This is a genomic window from Oleiphilus sp. HI0079 (assembly GCF_001635105.1).
Genome location: NZ_LWFT01000205.1, coordinates 1 through 1,024 on the forward strand (window position 1 = coordinate 1; position 1,024 = coordinate 1,024).

General features: G+C 49.4%; 1 protein-coding gene and 1 pseudogene. One reads left to right on the forward strand and one right to left on the reverse strand.

Annotated elements, in window-relative coordinates; translation table 11 throughout:
• Nucleotides 1-800: pseudogene (locus A3750_RS25775) on the forward strand (sodium:proton antiporter); the annotation flags it as partial.
• Here the strand turns inward: A3750_RS25775 and A3750_RS03040 are convergent.
• Nucleotides 797-1,024, reverse strand: a 228-nt coding sequence (locus A3750_RS03040) for a CBS domain-containing protein (protein WP_156498344.1), incomplete at its 5' end; no start/stop codon positions are given. The pseudogene A3750_RS25775 and the gene A3750_RS03040 overlap by 4 nt on opposite strands.

Below are 1,024 nucleotides of genomic sequence, written 5' to 3' on the forward strand. Positions count from 1 at the left end.
CGGTGTCCTCGCTATTTGCTTTCAGGCTTGAAGAAATTGGTATTGAAGAAGCCGCAATGCTCGTGCCTTTGGTATTTTTAGTGATTGTGATTACCGTTGCGTTGCAAAGCATTTCAGCCACTCCGCTGGCGAAGTTACTTAAAGTGCGTGAGCCATCGAGTAATGGGTATTTATTTTTGGGCGCAAACGCCGTTGCGCGAGATATTGCGAAAGCCTTTCAAAAGCTTGATGTTCCAGTTGTGTTGTCAGACACCAGTTGGGAAAACTATCGGGCGGCTCGAATGGAAGGTTTGTCGGTTTACTATGGAAACCCGGCTTCAGAGCATGCTGAGAACAACCTCGAAATGACGGGTATTGGGCAATTCTTGGCGATTTCACCGTATAAAAAATTAAATGCTCATGTCGTTTATCACTTCCTTGACCGTTTCAACGCTCAGCACGTTTTCGCATTAAGCGAGGGAGAAATGGAGCAACGTGCCAGTCATCAAACACCAGAGACCTTTATGCAGGCGGCGAGTCTTTTTCAGGATGGTTTGAGTTATGCAAAACTGGCAAGTTTGTACAGTAAGGGCGCTCGGGTAACAATTACACGATTAACGGAAGAGTTTTCGTTTGACGCTTATCTAAAAGAGCACGGCGCAAATCTCACTCTACTGTTTTCCGTCGCGCCCAGTGGGGCGGTGTATCCAGCGGGAGGTGCTGAGAGCGTTGCTCCCAAGGCTGACTGGCAAATGGTCAGCCTGGTGCAAAAGAAAGCCCCCGTTCCAGCAGCAGAGGCTGGAGCCAAGAAGGATGCCTAGTGCGCGTGATCACCGTGGTGCGGATGGTCGATGGTGTAAATAAGCGCTCTAGCAAAATCCTGTCGCGTAATAATGCCGACGAGCGCACCCTCGTCCACAACGGGCACGCGACGGCGTCCGCCAACAAACATGTCAGCAAGCACCAAAATATTGTCGTTTGCCTTTACACAGTCGACTTCTTTCGTCATATGGTCTGCGACGCGATCGCTAGCACTTTGATAATA